The following is a 14,721-nucleotide window of genomic DNA, read 5'->3' as shown; positions in this document are numbered from 1 at the left end:
GTCTCAAGCCTCGCGACCGCCGAGCCAGCCTACGAGGCGCGGACGAAGTCGGAGGAACCCGCGGTAGGCAAGCTCGAGCAGGTGGGAGATGATCGGGAGGCGGGCCAGTTGCCCGAATGGCCACAGCCAGGGGATGGCGCGCCACATCGCCGCAAAGGCCTGTGCGCCGTGATAGAGGCGACCATTTTCCCGCGCGTGGAAGCGATCGAGCAGGTCCGCGCGATCGACCGGGCAGGACGGGTCCTCGTCAGCCGCGATGTCGTGAAAATGGATGCGGCCGCGCCGGTCGAGCCTCCGCATGAACGCGATCTCGCGCCGGCATAGCGGGCAGGCGCCGTCATACCAAATCGTCAGCTTGCTCATCCGATCGCCTCTGCCAGCGCCAGTCCCGACAGCCAAGCGGCCTCGACGCGCGGCCCTGCAAGCCAGTCCCCGCACAAGCCAAGCTTGATCTCTTCGTCCCAGAGGAATCGGTCGCCGCTATTGCCCGACCGGGCGAAACGCCAGCGATGCGCGGTGAGGAAGGTGGGGTCGGGAAGCGGCACGCCGATCGCAGCGGCAAAGTGGCTAAGCAATTCCGGCGCGATATCCTCGGGCGAGGCCTCGATATGATCGCGCGACCATCGGGGCGTCGCCTGGATCACCCAGCGCTCGCCGGGCGCGCGGCCGGGTTTGGCACTGTCGCGCGCCGCCCAACCGATGGCACCCTGTTCGCGCAGAATATCGGCGTGAGGCAGGCGGTCGGCGAAACTGGCCATCACTGTCCAGCAGGGGTCGGACACGGTTTCGACAGCAATCTTCGCGAAGTCGGCATGAAGCGGTGCAGCCACCTCGGCCGCCTGTTCGGCGGGTACGGCGATTATAAGGGCATCGAAAGGCTGCTCCATGTCCGACAGAATCCAGCTGCCATCGCTCGTGTTGGCAGTGTCGATGCGGGTCGCGAATTGGACGTCTGCCGCTTCGGCGAGGGTTTTGACGGGCGCATTCATTGCGGGGGTGCCGACAAAGGCGTCCTCGCCGGCGACCGGCCAGCGCGCCGCAATGCCGGCCTCTTCCCACTCAGCGACTGTCGCGGCAAATTTCGGGTCGCGGACGGTGAAATATTGCGCGCCATGATCGAAGCGCAGCGTCTCGCCATCCTGCACCGTGCGGCGCGTCGACATGCGTCCACCGGGGCCGCGCCCCTTGTCGAACAGCCGCACATCATGACCGGCCCGCATCAGCGCGTGCGCGCAGGAGAGCCCGGCCATGCCGGCACCGATGATCGCGATATTCATGCGCTGCGAGGTAAGCGCTCCACGCGCCAACGAACAGGGGACCGAAAGACGGTCCTTCATTCATGCGGATTTTTGGGAAGGTAATGGTGCCTAGGGACGGGATCGAACCGCCGACACTGCGATTTTCAGTCGCATGCTCTACCAACTGAGCTACCTAGGCGTGCCATTGAAACCGCAAGGTTATGCGGTGCAGCGACGGGCCGTCTAACCGCCCTCGCCGTCGCTGTCCACCCCTTCTTGCACTGCGGGCGGACCGGGAATGCGATAGCCGTCGCCAAGCCAGTTCAAGAGGTCGCGATCCTTGCACCCGCGAGAGCAGAAGGGGCGATACGCCTTGGCCGAAGGCTTGGCGCAAACGGGGCATGTCTGGGACTTAGTGGGCATGTCCGCCAGACATGGCGAGACCGGGCGTCGCATTCAAGGCGACCGTCCCGCCGATTCGCTTCTCGAGCGCCGCGATCCATTCGGGGCGAAGCGCGGCGATCACGGCGGGATGGGCATGGATGGTGATGGCGCCCACGCTCGTTTCGGCGCGGCGGAGAAGGGCGCGGGCTTCGAACGATGCGCGCTCCTGCGCGAGGTCGATCAAACTGGCGCGTTCCTTGGGGCGGACGACCTGGACGAAGCCGAACCCGTTCATTGCGGTGCGTTCGAACGGTTTTTCGAGATAGTCGTCGAGGATAGTGCCGACCTGCTGGCGCGCTTCCTTGCCCTCAAGGCTGGGAAAATCGATGCCCGTCGAACCGCCAAGGTCGAGGCGGCGAATGGCGCGGGCGCTGGCCCAGGCAGCCATCTGGCTCAACTTGTCGGGCACCAGCCAACCATCGACGTCGATCATGGTCATGGCTGCAGTGGGTTCGATGCGCAGCTGCCCGCCGTCGAAATCGACGAGGCCGGTGCGTGCGTCTTCGAGCAAATCGTCCCATGCCTCGATCCGTCCCTCGACACCGTCCGCGAGGGGCGGCGCTTCGCAGGGGTATTCGTCGGTCTGCACCGCAATGCCGCGTTTCCACGGCTCCGCGCCGCCCAACGCTTCGCGGGTCACGCGCACGCGCATGGTTGCGCCTTCGCTGATCCCGCTGGCACCGCGCGGCAGGAAGAAGGTTTCGCCATTCGCTTCCACGGTGACGCGCGGCGCAATCGCGATCAGCTTGGCCTCGAGGACGGCGCCGGCGGGTGTCACACCATCGCGGCGGATGCGCGCCTCGACAATCTCGCCAGCCGCATCGAGCCGCGCTGCGCGCGTCTCGCCAATACCGCGTTCGATGAACCAGTCAGGCAAGATCGTATCCAGCGGCTTTGAGCATGTTGCGCGTCTCGGCCAGCGGCAGGCCGACGACATTGGAATGGCTGCCATGGATGAAGCGGACATAAACCTCGCCATAGCCTTGCAGGCCATAGCCGCCCGCCTTGCCCATCCATTCGTTGGTCATGGCGGCGTAGGTATCGATTTCCTCTGCCGACAATCGCTTCATGGCGACGATCGTCTCGATGACCTTTTCCCATTTGCGGCCATCGGGCGCGATGGCGGCGATGCCGGTGAAGACGCGGTGGCGTCGTCCCGAAAGTAGCGCGAGGCATTCGCGCAGTGTCTGCTCGTCCTCGGCCTTGGGCAGGATACGGCGGCCGACTGCGACGACCGTATCGCCGGCGAGGACCAAAGCATCGGGATGGCGCGCGGCGACGGCAGCCGCCTTCTCGCTGGCGAGCCGGCCGGCATGGGGCTTGGGGAGTTCGCCGGGCTTCGGATCCTCGTCAATGTCGGCGGGATCGATGGCGTGCGGCGTCACGCCGATGCGCGCCAACAGGTCGCGGCGTCGGGGCGAGGCCGAGGCGAGAACGAGCTTCACGGGCTTCGGAAGCCCTTACTTGAAGCGGTAGGTGATGCGCCCCTTGGTGAGGTCGTAGGGCGTGAGTTCGACCAGCACTTCGTCGCCCGTCAGGACGCGAATGCGGTTCTTACGCATCTTGCCGGCCGTGTGGCCGAGGATTTCGTGGCCGTTCTCCAGCTCGACGCGGAACATCGCATTCGGCAGCAGCTCGACCACCCGTCCGCGCATCTCGAGAAGTTCTTCTTTGGCCAATTGAGATCCTTTGCACGTGGTTGGTGTGGAAGGCGGCTCTTAGCGGGAAGCGCCTCAAAAGAAAAGCGGGAGCGTCAACGCGACGCCCCCGCCTTACTTGTCGGTTCCGACAGACTAGATCAGGCCGTTACCGGCACCCGCCAGCGCCGCGAGCAGGAGGATCGCGACAATGTTGGTGATCTTGATCATCGGGTTGACCGCCGGACCGGCGGTATCCTTGTACGGGTCGCCCACCGTGTCACCGGTGACCGCGGCCTTGTGGGCTTCCGAGCCCTTGCCGCCGTGATTGCCGTCTTCGATATACTTCTTGGCATTGTCCCAGGCACCGCCGCCCGAAGTCATCGACAGGGCGACGAAAAGGCCGCTGACGATAACGCCGAGGAGCAGGGCGCCCAGCGCCGCAAAGCCATTTTCCTGGCCCGCGACAGCAGACACCACGAAGTAAACCACGACCGGCGCGAGCACCGGAAGCAGCGACGGGACGATCATTTCCTTGATCGCGGCCTTGGTCACGAGGTCGACGGTCTTGGCATAGTCCGGGCGCTCCGAACCATCCATGATGCCCGGCTTGTCCTTGAACTGCTGGCGCACGTCGATGACGACGTCGCCCGCAGCGCGGCCTACCGCGGTCATGCCAAGCGCACCGAAGAGGTAGGGCAGCAGCGCGCCCAGCAGCAGGCCGACGATGACGTACGGATTCTCGAGGCTGAAATTCACGTCCAGATCGGGGAAATATTTCCGCAGATCGGTCGTGTAGGCAGCGAAGAGAACCAGCGCGGCAAGCGCGGCCGAACCGATGGCATAACCCTTGGTGACGGCCTTGGTGGTGTTGCCGACTGCGTCGAGAAGGTCGGTCTTCTCACGCACGCTGTCGTCGAGACCTGCCATTTCGGCAATGCCGCCGGCATTGTCGGTGACAGGACCATAGGCGTCGAGGGCGACGACCATGCCGGCCAGCGACAGCATCGCGGTGGCGGCATAGGCAAGGCCCATCAGGCCGGCGAGCTGGTAGGCAACGACGATCCCGACCGTGAATAGCAGGGTCGGCAGCGCGGTCGCTTCGAGGCTGATGGCGAGGCCCTGGATGACGTTGGTGCCATGGCCCGTTTCCGAGGCCTTGGCGATCGACTTCACCGGTCGGTAATTGGTGCCGGTATAATATTCGGTGATCCAGATGATGGCGCCGGTCACGGCAAGGCCCAGCATCGAGCACCAGAACAGGTCGACACCCGTAAACTCGGCGACATTGCCGCCACCGATCACTGCGTTCATGTCACCCAGCGCGTGGCGCGTGGCGAACCAGATGAGCGGGATGGCGAGCAGCGCCGAGACGATGAAGCCCTTGTACATGGCGCCCATCACGTTGGTGCTGTTACCCGACAGCTTGACGGCGAAGGTGCCGATGACGCTGGTAATGATGCACGCGCCGCCGATCAGCAGCGGGAGCGCCATCAGTGGGACCAGAAGGTCGCCTGCCGCACTGCCGAGCAGCAAAGCGGTCAGCACCATGGTGATACCGACGGTGACGACATAGGTCTCGAAAAGGTCGGCAGCCATGCCGGCGCAATCGCCGACATTGTCACCCACATTGTCGGCGATCACGGCCGGGTTGCGGGGGTCGTCCTCGGGGATGCCAGCCTCGACCTTGCCGACGAGGTCGGCGCCGACGTCGGCGGCCTTGGTGAAGATACCGCCGCCGAGACGCGCGAAGATCGACACGAGCGAGGCACCCAGCGCCAGCGCGGTGATGCCGATGATCACGTCGTCCGCATTGGCAGCCTTGGCGGCCGGGCCGATAAGATAGGCGAAGAAACCCGCGATCGCGAGCAGCGCCAGACCGACCACGAGCAGGCCGGTCACAGCGCCCGAACGGAACGCCATGGTGAGGCCCTTCTGCAGGCTAGAGCGCGCGGCTTCGGCGGTGCGCACGTTGGCACCCACCGACACGTTCATCCCGATGAAGCCGGCAACGCCCGACAGGATGGCGCCGATGGCAAAGCCGATGGCGGCAACCCAGCCGAGGAACAAAAGGACGAGGATGGCGACGATGACGCCGACCACGGTGATGGCCGTATACTGACGCTTCAGGTAGGCCTTGGCACCTTCCTGGATAGCGCCGGCCACTTCGACCATGCGTTCATTGCCCGCCGGTGCCCCAAGCACCTGGCGCGCGGTAATGATGCCATAAAGCAATGCTACGACGCCGCAGGCGATCGCGATCAAAACCAAATCCATTGAAAAACCCCCAAAATTTAGAGGGCAACGGAAGTGCCCCCTCCTGTTTAGGGCAACAGGTGTAACGACATGGTCGCGATGCGCAACCCATGACGATGGCGGGACTTTTCGTGAGGGGAATTAGATCAGCGAGAAGAAGAGCGCGCTGCCACAGCCCGAGAGCAGGCCGGCGATGGCGATCGACAGTCGACGCGGGTCATTGAGGACGATGCTCATGGCCAAGCCTTTCGGGCAGTTCGACCGGCGCGTCTCCGTCGCGGAGACTGATGCCGGTGCCGGACACCAATCGTCCGACCACTGCTTTCATGGACTTGGAAGGTAAAAGAGACGTTACCTTTGTCAGCTTTTCGGGATGAATTGCCGCAAGCAGGGCATAATCATCGCCGCCCGTCGCTGCGAACAGCCGCGCCTCGCGATTGTCGCCGCGCGCAGCCAGGTACGCATCGCTCAGGGGCAGGGCCGCCAGATCGATCTCGACGGCAAGCCCGCTCACCTGTGCCATCCGCGCTGCATCGAGGAGCAGGCCGTCTGATACGTCCATCATCGCGTGGACGTGAAGTGCAAGCGTCCGACCGGCAGCTAGTAAGGGAACTGGGCGACGATAGGCCTCCACTAACGTGCCCGACGCCTTCTCATCTTCAGCGAGCAAGGCAAGGCCCGCCATCGCATCGCCCAGCGTTCCGACCAGAAGCAGCACATCGCCCTCTTGTCCGCCATCGCGCTTGGGCGCATCGGCGCACTTTCCGATGGCGGTCATGCCGAGCACGCGGGGCGCGCCTTCGGGCAAGGCAATCGTATCACCGCCGAGGAGCGGGAGGTCGTAGCTTTCACAGGCTACCGCGACCCCGGCGAGGAAACGCTCTTCCCATTCGCCGGGCAGCATTTTGTCGGGCGCATCGCCGATCGCGAGCGACAGGAGGGCGCCCGTAGGCTCGGCGCCCTTGGCGGCAAGGTCGGACAGGTTCACCGCGACCAGCTTCCACCCGACGCTCTCGGGCGGGTCTTCGGGGCGATAATGGACGCCCTCGGCAATCGTATCGTGGGTCAGGACGAGGCCGCCCAGATGCGCGACATCATCGACAAGGCCCGCAGCCGCGGGTGCATCGGCCATCTCGCGCAACCGCTCCAGCAATTGCTGTTCGATCGACTTGTCGGAAGGGGCTGGGGCCGTCATGGTCGCCAGCAATCGCATGAGGGGAAGGAATTGCCAATGTTGAGTATTGCCCTGTCGCTTGCCGCCGCGACCTTGCCGCCGCCGCCGGCCAATGTGTCGGCCGGGCAGGTCACCTACATGGTGATGGACGAGGCCGAGGCGCTGGGGATCGACAAGGTCTGGGTCTGGCTGCCCGATGGCTATGCGACCCGCGAGGAAGGCGAGCGCTTTCCCGTCCTCTACATGCATGATGGTCAGAATCTCTTCGATCCCACGCTCACCAATTACAACAAGGAATGGGGGATGGACGAGGCGATCACGCGGCTGGCCGCGCGCGGAGACCTGCGCGAATGGATCGTCATCGGGATCGAAAGCCCGGCGCAGCGCTGGCAGGCGCTTTTCCCCGAGAAGCTGGAGGGCAGCATCAGCGACGAGACCTTCGTGCGGCTCGGCAATCTGGCCGACGTCAGCGAGGTGCGCCGCCAAGACCTGATGGGCGATGAATATCTCGCTTTCCTGACCGGCACGCTCAAACCCTATGTCGACCGCAATTATGCGACGCTGGCCGGGCCGGAGGATACGGCCGTTATGGGCTCTTCGATGGGCGGGCTGATGAGCATCTATGCGATTGCCGAACATCCCGACATTTTCGGTCAAGCTGCGGGGTTGTCGGTCCACTTGCCGCTAGGATTGCCGAGCGAAGACGAGGCGGTCGTCGCCGACAATATTCGCGATACGATGGCGGCCTGGCGCGCTTATCTCGAAGCGTCCGACTTCGACCCTGCAACAAACCGTCTCTACGTCGACCATGGCACGGGCACGCTGGACCGCTTCTACCCGCCTTACTTCGACGCCTTCGACGCGATGGTCGCGGAACTCGGCTGGGCGCTCCCCAATTACGAGAGCCGCCGCTACACCGGCACCGAACATGACGAGGATGCATGGCGCGAGCGGGTCGACATCCCGCTCGGCTTTCTCGACCGCAAGGACCCCTAGGAGATACGCGACGCGCGTGCGTCGCCCCATGCTTTCCAGGCCGCCTCAAGCGCATCCACGCTGCGCGGCAGGCCGTCATCATTAACCGCCAGATATTGCTCGAACGAGCCGACGCGCAGGGCCAGTGCGATGCGGCCCAGAACCGTCTCGTCACCGCTCGTCTCGATCAGGAAGTCTGCAAAGGCGAGCGACTGGACGTAGAAGCGTACCGGATTGCTCTCGCCCAGCAGCTCCTCTGCCTCCGCGCCCGAAAAGACGCGGACGCTCGATCCCTGTTCGCGGGCTGCTTCGCGGGTCATGGCGACGCGCTCGAGCAGCGGGTGGTCCATGCTGAGATAGTCGCGCAGCGGATAGAGCGCCTCTTCGCTTGCCTCAGCGGTCCAGGCGTCGGGGAAGGCTTCCCGCCGCTGATCGAGCAGGATGTCGTTTTCTGCTGTCACCGCAGCCAGCTCGTCGAGCCAGTCGGGTCCGGCCGATCCATATCCGATCTTGCCGTCGTCACGCGCTTCGGCTGGTCGGCCCCAGAGCGAGATCAGGAAACCGTGGGCGATTTCATGGGCCAGCGCCCCACTGGCCTTCTCTACGCTTTGCTGAGGCAAGGCGGCGTCTAGCTGCGGCAATGCCTGGGCCATTGCCTGTTCCACCATTGTCTCGCCCAGATGGCCGAGCTGTTCCTCGAACTGGCTCCGCATCTGCTCAATGGCGAACGCGCGTTTGTCGGCATTGGTCAGCCAGGGAAGCGGGCGGAACCCTGCGCGTTGCAGCTCGGCGTTGAGTCCGGGCTCGATCTGCCCGCCGATTACGACCGCAGTCGGCTGCTCCGGCGCCGAGAAATAGCGACTGAAGCGTACCGCGGCTTCGTCGATGACTGTGAGGTATTCGGCTGCATCTTCGCCCGCACCGATCACGATGCCATGTTCGGTCGCAGCGCAATCGGCGATGTCCAGGCCAGCGCAACTTGCAGGGGTCGCCAGGGACAGCGCGGCAATCAACGTCAACATAAACGATACTCCGTTCGGATGGGATATCGCTGACGCTAATGATGTGACTACAACTGTCATCGCCGTTCGCGACGAACGACGCGCTGGGTTCGACGAACTAGGCGCGCGCTTCCTTGGCGATGGCGTCAAGCAGGCCGTTGACGAAGCCCTTTTCCTTCTTGTCGTAGAAGGCGTCGGCGACATCGACATATTCGTCGATCACGGCGGCGCGCGGCACGTCGACGCGGGCGACCAACTCGTAGGTGCCGGCGCGCAGGATGGCGCGCATCGGGCGGTCGAGCCGTTCGAGGCTCCAGCCCTCGGCGAGCTTGGCCGAGATGCGTTCGTCGAGATCGTCCTTGCGCGCGAGCACGCCCGCGACGATGTCGTCGAAGAAGAAGACTTCGGCCTCGATATAGGTCGCGTCCTCGATGGTCGCGCCGATGCGATGCTCGTGGAATTCGTGGATCAGCTGCGCGGTCGGCGTGCCTTCCATTTCCTGCTGGTAGAGGGCCTGGACGGCGGCGAGGCGCGCGGCGCTGCGGGACTTCGATCTCGACATGGTGCGCCCTTTGCGCGAAATCTCGTCCCATGACAACCAGCGTCAAGGAAGCCTTCGCCAACCAGGTCGACTATTGCCGCGCCAACGGGGCACCTTTGACGGCGACGATCTGCAAGGCGGTGTTCGACCGGCTCGACCCGCAAAGCGCGCTCGGCAAGCGGGTGTTCGGTTGGACGGGCGACCCCTTGAAAGACGTCGTGCCGCTGCGTGTAGCTGGCGGTATCCACGCGCTGCACCTCGCCAATGACGAACCGCAGCTGGCGCCCGTTTATGCGGCGCAGCTGACCCGCGCGGAAGTCGAGGAGGCGATCGGCGCAGTCATCGCCGAGCGGCAGGAGGCGATCCTGCCATGGCTCGACGGCCCGCCGCAGACCAATGAAGCGGGGCGCAGTGCCGGACTGATGGCCGGCCTCAAATGGCTGGCGGGCGAGGGATACGGTCCCAAGTTCGAGCTGATCGAAATCGGTTCCTCGGGAGGGATCAACCTGATGATCGATCGCTTCCGCATCGAGCTTGGCGGGGCAGCGCAAGGGCCCGCAGACAGCCCGGTCCGCCTCGCGCCCAAATGGACCGGCAATGCGCCACCCGATGTACCGGTCGAGATCGTCTCCACGACAGGCTGCGACCGTGCGCCGATCGGCATCGGCACGCGCGAGGGGCAGGTGAAGCTGGCCGCCTACGTCTGGCCCGAGATGACCGAGCGCATGGCCCGGCTGGAGGCCGTGTTCGCGTTTGCCGAGGACGACCCGCCGCAGGTCGTACAGGCAGACGCCGCCGACTTCGTCGAGGCACGGCTGGCAGCGCCGCAGGAGGAAGGCGTGACGCGCGTCCTCATGCATTCGCTGGTTTGGCAGTATCTGCCGCCTGAGACGCAGGCACGAATCCGGCTGGCGATGAAAGAGGCGGGCGCCAAGGCAACGCCGCAGCGGCCGCTGGCCTGGGTCGAGCTGGAAGGCGACCGTACCATTCTCAAGCATCGCCTGCATGTCACGGCATGGCCGGGCAAGGCAGAGCGCGTCGAACTCGCCCGGGCTCACGCGCATGGCGGCTGGATGGAGTGGCTAGCCTGACAGGAAGGCGTGGAGCGCTTTTCCGAACGGTACGGGATGCGACCAGATGCCGAAATGGCCGGCGCGTTCGATCCGAGTGACGGAAAGGTCGTCGACCAGTTCTTCGAGTCCGTCCAGTTGGCAGGGCAGCAAGGCCGGATCGTCCATGCCCCAGACGACGGCGGTGGGAATACGGATCGTCGGCACGCCCGACATCATCCATTCGGGATAGGCGACATCATCCTCGTCCATGGCGGGCACGAGGATGGGGCTCATGCGGTACCAGGCGAGCATGCCTTCCAAGGCGCCGTCGCCGCTCCAATCCTCGAGATACGTCGCGCGCTCTTCGTCGGGGATCGCGGCGAGGTCGACATGGGGCGAGAAGCTTTTCTCGAAGAAGGTGTCGAGCCCCATCTCGCGGATGCGGTCTTCCATGCCGGTTTCGCGGAAGCGGCGGATATATTGGCTGGCCGCGCGCTGGGCCTCATCGTCGATGATCGACTTCTGGTAGACGAGCGGATGCGGTGAATTGCAGATCGCGAGGCGCTCGATATGCGGTCCGCCGCGCAGCGCCGCCGCCCAAGCGACCGCGCCGCCCCAGTCATGGCCAACGAGCGCAAATTTGTCGTGACCCTGATGATCGGCCAGCGCGAGCAAATCGGCGATCAGCTTGTCGACGCGATAGTCGTCGAGGTCGTGCGGCTTGTCCGAACCCGCAAAACCGCGCTGGTCGGGCATGACGAGCCGGAAATCCTTTTCCAGCATCGGCATGACCCCGCGCCAGGTGCGATGGGACTCGGGAAAGCCGTGGAGCAGGTAGACGGGCGGCGCATCTTTGGGCCCCGCCGTCGCGACATTGAGGGTTACGCCGGTAGAGAGTGCTATCCGTTCGGTCTTCACGGATAGCTGACCGTCTTGGGCACTTCGGGAATGGGGATCCATTCTTTCTCGTCCCCCGGCACCTTGGGGAACTTGCCTGCGCTCCAGTCTTCCTTGGCCTGGTTGATCCGCTCGCGGTCCGAGCTCACGAAATTCCACCAGACATGCCGCTTGGTCGAGAAAGCCTCGCCGCCCAGAAGCATGGCGCGTCCATGGCCGGTCAGTGTCGCGGCATGGCCGGGCGCCAGCACGTAGAGCGTGAAGGGGGTGAGCGCATCGCCATCCAGCGCCATCTCGCCTTCGGTGACGAGGATCGCGCGTTCGTCGGCTTCGGCATCGATCGGCATAGCACCGCCGGCCAGCATGATATCGGCATAGATGGTCGGGCTGTGCTGCGGCGTGCCGGCTGTCTCGCCCCACAGCGTCCCCATCAGCACACGCGCCGAAGCATTGCCGTCCTCGATGAGCGGCAATTCGCTCTCGGGGACATGGTCGAAGGCGGGGTCGATCTCCTCCTTGCCGTCGGGCAGCGCGAGCCAGGTCTGCATGCCGTAGAGGCGCGGACCGGCATCGCGCTCTTCCTGCGGGCTGCGCTCGGAATGGACGATGCCCTTGCCGGCGGTCATGAGATTCACCGCGCCGGGGCGGATGACCTTCGAGCTGCCAATGGAGTCGCGATGATGAATCGCGCCCTCGAACAAATAGGTGACGGTTGCAAGGTTGATATGCGGGTGCGGCCGCACGTCCATGCCCTGGCCGGTTTCCATCTGCGCAGGGCCGAATTCGTCGACGAAAATGAAGGGGCCGACCATGGTGCGCGGGCGGCTCGGCAGGACGCGGCGGACCTTGAAGCTGCCAAGGTCGTGCACCGTCGGTTCGATCTCTCTCACCACATCATCCATGCTCATTCTCCCGGTGCCCTCGCCTTGATCTGCAGCGCGTGGATTGGATTGTCCATGAGATCGCCCAGCGCCTTGTAGACGAGCCGTTGCCGCGCGACGCGATTCAGCCCCTCGAACTGTGCGCTCTCGATATCCAGCGACCAGTGCGTGTCACCCGACCCATCGTCGCCGGCATGGCCGGCATGGGCTGCGCTGTCATTGTTGAGTTTCATGTTGATCGGGCGCAGCGCATTACGCAGCCGGCGGATCATTTCGGCACTGACGGTGGATTCCTCGCTCATATTTCCCATATACGCACGACTTCCCTCTTATGGCCAAACGATACGAGAAATTTCACGGGCGCATCGAGGATGCAGCCCAGACCTGCGCCGTTCCCGGTTGCGCGGAAGCGGGCGAGTTTCGTGCGCCGCTGACACCCAGTACGTTCGACGGGCCGGGCGAATTTCGCCTGTTCTGCCTCGACCATGTTCGCCAGTTCAATTCCGCCTACAATTATTTCGAAGGCATGAGCCCCGACGAAATTGCCGAGGAAACCTCGCCCATCCCCAAGCGCGAGGCCGGCAGTCGCCGCTTTGCCTTTGCCAAGTCTGGCGACCCGGGCCCGGCATGGGCCGATTTCGACGATCCCCTGGACGCCATCGCCGCGCGCTTTCGCGGCAATCCCAATTTGCGCGCGGCCGAACAACGGTCGCGCTTTTCGGCGAGCGAGCAGGAAGCGCTTCATGTCCTCGGCCTCGGCCATGACGCGCAGCTCCACGATGTGCGCAAGAGCTACGCCAAGCTCGTCCGGCAATATCATCCCGATCGCAATGGCGGGGACCGTCGCCACGAAGCCCGGCTCCGCGCCGTGATCGACGCTTTTCAGCGGTTGAAGGCGAGCAAGGCCTTCGCGGCTTAGGCCGGTGTGCGATAACCCTGGCGGAAGGCCCAGCGCAGGGTCTGCGCAGCAGCTTTGGTGCCGAGCCGGGCTGGCAACGCCGAGAGGCGGGGCTTGTCGAGATCGAGCATGGTGCGCGCATAATCGGGCAGCATCGAGACAGCCTCCGCGCCGATCATGCGCTGCAATGCGACGGGGGTGCCCTTGGGACGCTGCGACAACACGAGGCGCGCGACGTCCTTGGCGGCGGCGCTGGTGCGCAGGTCGCGGCGGAGGTCACGATAGATGGCGTCGCTCTCGGCCACCGTTTCGGGAACGGGGTCGGCACCCAGCTTGCGCGCAATGAGGGCGAATTGGCGATAATATTCGTCTTGGCTTTCGCGCGGCCAATTCGGGGCGACGTAACGCATGTAGCCGGCAAGGAAGCTGCGCGCTTCGGCGACATGGACCCAGGCAATCGTTTCCGGATCGCTGGCGGTGTAGGGGGTGCCGTCGGGCAGCGTCCCCCCGACCGCAGCATGAATCCGATTGACCCGGTCGACGGCCTTTTGCGCATCATCACGATGCCCGAAGGTCGTGACCGCGATGAAACGCGCGGTGCGCCGCAAGCGGCCGTGCATGTCGTTCCTGAAATCCGAATGGTCGAGGACCCCCTGCAATGCTTCGGGGTGGAGCATCTGCAGCATCAGCCCCCTGATGCCGCCAACCATCATCCCGATAATGTCGGCATGGACGAGCCGGATGGGGCTGTCTTTCTCGAACCAGGCATCGTCTGATGGCGGGACCGGCTTCTCGCCCCTTGTCTGGTCGTTGAACAGGGCGCGGACCTGCTCGACGATGGCGAGGCGAACGGTCTCCGTGGGTTGGAAGCGCGGCATGTCGGGGAGGATAGGGCCGGACGGCGGCGCGCGCCATCCGGCCCTTTGGCGACCTCAGGACGTTGCAAGTTTAAGCGCAAAGGCGACCGTCACGCTGACCCGGCTTTGGTTCGTGCCCGGCTGGAAGGGCGCGACGTTCTGGGTGCGCACGAGAGGCGGCGGGGGCGGGGCCGTCGCTGCCTGTTTGACCATGGCATCATTCATCGAATAGACGCCGTCGCGGTAGCCGTTGCCGCCATCGCGGATGGTCAGGATGCGGCTGACCTGCAGCCCTGCGGCTTCGGCATAGGCATCGGCACGCAGGCGGGCATTGTTATAGGCGTCGGCATATGCGGCCTTCATGGCCGCTTCGGGGTCCGATTGGGTGAGCTGCGGACCCGAGACGAGATTGCCGCCGGCGTTCGTGGTTGCGGTTACCGCATCGCCGGCGCGGTCGACGTCGCTCATGCGCACGGCGAGGATGTTGTAGGCGCGATAGCGACCGCGATTGGGGCCATAGTCGATGCGGCCGACCGACAGGTTGCTCGTCTGCATCTTGTCTTCTGGAATCTCGAACTCGGCGAGCGCGGCCATCACTTCCTGCATCTTTTCGGCATTGAGGCGGCTCGCGGTCTCGGCGCTGCGCGCGATGGTCTCGACGCCCAGCGAGAAGCGCGCTTCGTCGGGGCGGCTCTCGGATTGTCCGGTGGCGCTAACGGTCAGCAGGGTTTCGTCGCGGTCGACGCCGCGCGGGTCGGCCTCGGCCTGGCTGCAGGCGGCAAGCATGGTCGGGGGGATCAGGGCAAGGGAACGCATATGTCTACTCCTCTTGGCGCGCGGCTTTGCTGCCGCTTCGTCGAAGTAGATACG

General features: G+C 64.8%; 18 protein-coding genes and 1 tRNA gene. 3 read left to right on the top strand and 16 right to left on the bottom strand.

All coding sequences use genetic code 11. The features are described 5' to 3' along the window. Positions 1-3: 3 nt before the first annotated feature. The 9 genes from NDO55_RS08545 to thiL all read right to left on the bottom strand — a co-directional run bounded on the left by NDO55_RS08545 (position 4) and on the right by thiL (position 6,770). On the bottom strand, positions 4-363 hold the full coding sequence (locus NDO55_RS08545; RefSeq protein WP_252114302.1) for a thiol-disulfide oxidoreductase DCC family protein: 360 nt from the start codon (positions 361-363) through the stop codon (positions 4-6). Then, positions 360-1,277, bottom strand: coding sequence for an NAD(P)/FAD-dependent oxidoreductase (locus NDO55_RS08540; protein WP_252114300.1), 918 nt, complete (start codon positions 1,275-1,277; stop codon positions 360-362). Before NDO55_RS08540 ends, NDO55_RS08545 begins: the two co-directional genes overlap by 4 nt. An 84-nt stretch (positions 1,278-1,361) precedes the next feature. Continuing rightward, positions 1,362-1,437 (bottom strand) — tRNA-Phe (locus NDO55_RS08535). A 44-nt stretch (positions 1,438-1,481) separates the two neighbouring features. Next, entirely contained in the window at positions 1,482-1,661 is a 180-nt protein-coding gene (locus NDO55_RS08530) for a DNA gyrase inhibitor YacG (RefSeq protein ID WP_252114298.1), read from the bottom strand. Next, positions 1,651-2,559 carry a ribonuclease E/G gene (locus NDO55_RS08525; protein WP_252114296.1) on the bottom strand — a complete coding sequence of 303 codons (909 nt, stop codon included), beginning with the start codon at positions 2,557-2,559 and terminating at the stop codon, positions 1,651-1,653. Before NDO55_RS08525 ends, NDO55_RS08530 begins: the two co-directional genes overlap by 11 nt. Then, the gene (locus tag NDO55_RS08520) at positions 2,552-3,127 is read right to left on the bottom strand and encodes a Maf family protein (RefSeq protein ID WP_252114294.1); all 576 of its coding nucleotides are present in this window, start codon (positions 3,125-3,127) and stop codon (positions 2,552-2,554) included. The genes NDO55_RS08525 and NDO55_RS08520 overlap by 8 nt, the downstream gene beginning before the upstream one ends. A gap of 15 nt (positions 3,128-3,142) precedes the next feature. Continuing rightward, on the bottom strand, positions 3,143-3,361 hold the full coding sequence (gene infA, locus NDO55_RS08515; protein WP_147042814.1) for a translation initiation factor IF-1: 219 nt from the start codon (positions 3,359-3,361) through the stop codon (positions 3,143-3,145). A 114-nt stretch (positions 3,362-3,475) separates the two neighbouring features. Further along, complete coding sequence (locus tag NDO55_RS08510) at positions 3,476-5,596, bottom strand: sodium-translocating pyrophosphatase (protein WP_252114292.1); 2,121 nt, start codon at positions 5,594-5,596, stop codon at positions 3,476-3,478. A 196-nt stretch (positions 5,597-5,792) separates the two neighbouring features. Further along, positions 5,793-6,770, bottom strand: coding sequence for a thiamine-phosphate kinase (thiL, locus tag NDO55_RS08505; protein ID WP_252114290.1), 978 nt, complete (start codon positions 6,768-6,770; stop codon positions 5,793-5,795). Positions 6,771-6,806: 36 nt separating this feature from the next. On the opposite strand from thiL, the gene NDO55_RS08500 reads away from it, so the two are divergent. Next, complete coding sequence (locus NDO55_RS08500; RefSeq protein ID WP_252114288.1) at positions 6,807-7,745, top strand: alpha/beta hydrolase; 939 nt, start codon at positions 6,807-6,809, stop codon at positions 7,743-7,745. Here NDO55_RS08500 and NDO55_RS08495 read toward each other — a convergent pair. Both NDO55_RS08495 and nusB read right to left on the bottom strand, forming a co-directional pair. Beyond that, a complete protein-coding gene (locus tag NDO55_RS08495; protein WP_252114286.1) occupies positions 7,742-8,746 on the bottom strand; it encodes a hypothetical protein in 1,005 nt (334 codons plus the stop codon). The two genes, NDO55_RS08500 and NDO55_RS08495, sit on opposite strands and share 4 nt — an antisense overlap. 97 nt (positions 8,747-8,843) lie before the next feature. Further along, positions 8,844-9,287 (bottom strand): transcription antitermination factor NusB, encoded by a 444-nt coding sequence (nusB, locus tag NDO55_RS08490; protein ID WP_252114284.1) that lies wholly within the window; start codon positions 9,285-9,287, stop codon positions 8,844-8,846. Between the two features lie 29 nt (positions 9,288-9,316). Here nusB and NDO55_RS08485 point away from each other — a divergent pair, with 29 nt between their 5' ends. After that, on the top strand, positions 9,317-10,357 hold the full coding sequence (locus NDO55_RS08485; RefSeq protein ID WP_252114282.1) for a DUF2332 domain-containing protein: 1,041 nt from the start codon (positions 9,317-9,319) through the stop codon (positions 10,355-10,357). Here NDO55_RS08485 and NDO55_RS08480 read toward each other — a convergent pair. Genes NDO55_RS08480 through NDO55_RS08470 form a run of 3 tightly spaced genes read right to left on the bottom strand, consistent with a single transcriptional unit; the run spans position 10,349 to position 12,398 of the window. After that, the gene (locus tag NDO55_RS08480; protein ID WP_252114280.1) at positions 10,349-11,236 is read right to left on the bottom strand and encodes an alpha/beta fold hydrolase; all 888 of its coding nucleotides are present in this window, start codon (positions 11,234-11,236) and stop codon (positions 10,349-10,351) included. The two genes, NDO55_RS08485 and NDO55_RS08480, sit on opposite strands and share 9 nt — an antisense overlap. Beyond that, positions 11,233-12,123 (bottom strand): pirin family protein, encoded by an 891-nt coding sequence (locus NDO55_RS08475; protein ID WP_252114278.1) that lies wholly within the window; start codon positions 12,121-12,123, stop codon positions 11,233-11,235. The genes NDO55_RS08480 and NDO55_RS08475 overlap by 4 nt, the downstream gene beginning before the upstream one ends. Continuing rightward, positions 12,120-12,398, bottom strand: coding sequence for a BolA family protein (locus NDO55_RS08470; RefSeq protein WP_252114276.1), 279 nt, complete (start codon positions 12,396-12,398; stop codon positions 12,120-12,122). Before NDO55_RS08470 ends, NDO55_RS08475 begins: the two co-directional genes overlap by 4 nt. Before the next feature lie 29 nt (positions 12,399-12,427). Between NDO55_RS08470 and NDO55_RS08465 the strand changes: the two genes are divergently transcribed. Beyond that, complete coding sequence (locus tag NDO55_RS08465) at positions 12,428-13,015, top strand: J domain-containing protein (RefSeq protein WP_252114274.1); 588 nt, start codon at positions 12,428-12,430, stop codon at positions 13,013-13,015. Here NDO55_RS08465 and NDO55_RS08460 read toward each other — a convergent pair. Both NDO55_RS08460 and NDO55_RS08455 read right to left on the bottom strand, forming a co-directional pair. Next, positions 13,012-13,872, bottom strand: coding sequence for an oxygenase MpaB family protein (locus NDO55_RS08460; RefSeq protein ID WP_252114272.1), 861 nt, complete (start codon positions 13,870-13,872; stop codon positions 13,012-13,014). The genes NDO55_RS08465 and NDO55_RS08460 overlap by 4 nt on opposite strands. 54 nt (positions 13,873-13,926) lie before the next feature. Beyond that, a complete protein-coding gene (locus NDO55_RS08455) occupies positions 13,927-14,667 on the bottom strand; it encodes an SIMPL domain-containing protein (protein WP_252114270.1) in 741 nt (246 codons plus the stop codon). Positions 14,668-14,721 lie beyond the last annotated feature (54 nt).

The sequence above is a fragment of the Sphingomicrobium sediminis genome, assembly GCF_023805295.1.
Lineage (GTDB): Bacteria > Pseudomonadota > Alphaproteobacteria > Sphingomonadales > Sphingomonadaceae > Sphingomicrobium > Sphingomicrobium sediminis.
The sequence above is the reverse complement of the archived record's forward strand: the minus strand, read 5'-3'. Positions and strand labels throughout refer to the sequence as shown.

What these genes read in the sequence shown, in the direction of transcription:
- NDO55_RS08510 (WP_252114292.1), bottom strand. Translation starts at nt 5,596, where the DNA reads ATGGATTTGGTTTTGATCGCGATCGCCTGCGGCGTCGTAGCATTGCTT.
- NDO55_RS08475 (WP_252114278.1), bottom strand. Translation starts at nt 12,123, where the DNA reads ATGAGCATGGATGATGTGGTGAGAGAGATCGAACCGACGGTGCACGAC.
- NDO55_RS08465 (WP_252114274.1), top strand. Translation starts at nt 12,428, where the DNA reads ATGGCCAAACGATACGAGAAATTTCACGGGCGCATCGAGGATGCAGCC.
- NDO55_RS08545 (WP_252114302.1), bottom strand. Translation starts at nt 363, where the DNA reads ATGAGCAAGCTGACGATTTGGTATGACGGCGCCTGCCCGCTATGCCGG.
- NDO55_RS08540 (WP_252114300.1), bottom strand. Translation starts at nt 1,277, where the DNA reads ATGAATATCGCGATCATCGGTGCCGGCATGGCCGGGCTCTCCTGCGCG.
- NDO55_RS08460 (WP_252114272.1), bottom strand. Translation starts at nt 13,872, where the DNA reads ATGCCGCGCTTCCAACCCACGGAGACCGTTCGCCTCGCCATCGTCGAG.
- thiL (WP_252114290.1), bottom strand. Translation starts at nt 6,770, where the DNA reads ATGACGGCCCCAGCCCCTTCCGACAAGTCGATCGAACAGCAATTGCTG.
- nusB (WP_252114284.1), bottom strand. Translation starts at nt 9,287, where the DNA reads ATGTCGAGATCGAAGTCCCGCAGCGCCGCGCGCCTCGCCGCCGTCCAG.
- NDO55_RS08470 (WP_252114276.1), bottom strand. Translation starts at nt 12,398, where the DNA reads ATGAGCGAGGAATCCACCGTCAGTGCCGAAATGATCCGCCGGCTGCGT.
- NDO55_RS08530 (WP_252114298.1), bottom strand. Translation starts at nt 1,661, where the DNA reads ATGCCCACTAAGTCCCAGACATGCCCCGTTTGCGCCAAGCCTTCGGCC.
- NDO55_RS08500 (WP_252114288.1), top strand. Translation starts at nt 6,807, where the DNA reads ATGTTGAGTATTGCCCTGTCGCTTGCCGCCGCGACCTTGCCGCCGCCG.
- NDO55_RS08485 (WP_252114282.1), top strand. Translation starts at nt 9,317, where the DNA reads ATGACAACCAGCGTCAAGGAAGCCTTCGCCAACCAGGTCGACTATTGC.
- NDO55_RS08455 (WP_252114270.1), bottom strand. Translation starts at nt 14,667, where the DNA reads ATGCGTTCCCTTGCCCTGATCCCCCCGACCATGCTTGCCGCCTGCAGC.
- NDO55_RS08495 (WP_252114286.1), bottom strand. Translation starts at nt 8,746, where the DNA reads ATGTTGACGTTGATTGCCGCGCTGTCCCTGGCGACCCCTGCAAGTTGC.